The 1375-nt window shown below is 71.1% G+C and carries 1 protein-coding gene; it reads left to right on the top strand.

Features of this window, described 5'->3' with window-relative positions:
• The first annotated feature begins 258 nt into the window (after window positions 1–258).
• The gene (locus tag WIS52_RS31630; RefSeq protein WP_349302110.1) at window positions 259–1368 is read left to right on the top strand and encodes a transposase; all 1110 of its coding nucleotides are present in this window, start codon (window positions 259–261) and stop codon (window positions 1366–1368) included.
• Window positions 1369–1375: the final 7 nt, after the last annotated feature.

Raw genomic sequence — 1375 nt, 5'->3', positions numbered from 1 at the left:
ACTCATGACTGTGAGGGTGGATGGGCCGGTCCAAAGATGATGGGCTGGTGACAGAGGCGGCGGGTGTGGCCCGACTCATGACTGACCTGTGTGTCTTTCGAGCGACTTGCCCACCTGCTGCTTCTGTGACACCGGCCCGGCCGGAGTGACTGGCCTGATCAGGAGCGTGACCGCCAGGTAGCGCTGGCGTGTCCCATCACAGTCCTGCCGTTCTCCGGTCCGGACCGGGCCCTGCGCCCTACGGTCAAGGAGAACGCGATGGCCATGCTCTCAGAACTGGTCGAGGTCGTCATCGGGGTCGACACCCACCTCGACACCCACACCGCTGCGGTCCTGGAGGTGGCCGGCGGGCGGGTCCGCGAGACGGTGACCGTGCCCGCCGACCCTGGCGGCTACACCCAGCTGTGCGAGCTCGCGCAGCGACACGGTGGGCTGCGGGCCTGGGCGATCGAGGGCTCGGGCGGCTACGGCTCGGCCCTGACCCGTCACCTGCACGGCGCGCGGGAAGAGGTGGTCATCGAGCTCGACCGGCCCCAGCGACCGGCCCGGCGCGGTGGACGCAAATCCGATGCCATCGATGCCGAACGCGCCGCCCGCGATGCGCTGGCCCGCACCCAGCTGGCCCAGCCCAAAACCGGCGCCGAGCGCGGCGCGCTGCAGGCCTTGCTGACCGCACGCCGCTCGGCGATCACCGCAGCCACCGACGCCCAGCGCCAGCTCCGCGCACTGATCACCACCGCGCCCGAGGCAGTCGCGGCCCGCTTCCGCGGCCACAAAGGCGGCGCCGCGCTGGTGAGGATCGCAGCCGGGCTGGACCCCACCCGCACCGACGGTGCTGCCGACGGTGCTGCCGACGGTGATGTCGAGACCCGCACCTGCCTGCAGGTGCTCCACACCGTGGCCGGGCGGATCCAGAGCCTGCGCAACGAGGCCGACACCCACGAGCGCGTGATCCGCGCAGTGATCGCGGCCTGGCGCCCGGACCTGCTCGAGCTCCCCGGAGTGGGACCGATCAACGCTGCGGTCGTGCTCACCGCTTGGTCCCACCCCGGGCGCTGCCGCGATGACGGCGCGTTCGCCATGCTCGGCGGGGTCGCACCGATCCCTGCCAGCTCCGGGCGCACGGTGCGCTACCGGCTCAACCGTCATGGAGATCGCCAGCTCAACCGGGCCTTGCACAACATCGCCGTCTGCCGGCAACGCTACGACCACACCACCCGCGCCTACACCGAACGCCGCCGTGCCGAAGGCAAAACCGACCGCGAGATCCGCCGCTGCCTCAAGCGCTACATCGCCCGCCAGCTCCACCGCCAGCTCGAAACCCCACCCACCCGGCCCAACACCCCGCTGACCATTGACAGCCCATAGGAGCGTC

The organism is Pseudonocardia nematodicida, assembly GCF_040105385.1.
In the GTDB taxonomy this organism is placed as follows: Bacteria; Actinomycetota; Actinomycetes; order Mycobacteriales; family Pseudonocardiaceae; genus Pseudonocardia; species Pseudonocardia nematodicida.
This window is presented reverse-complemented; position numbering and strand designations above follow the sequence as displayed.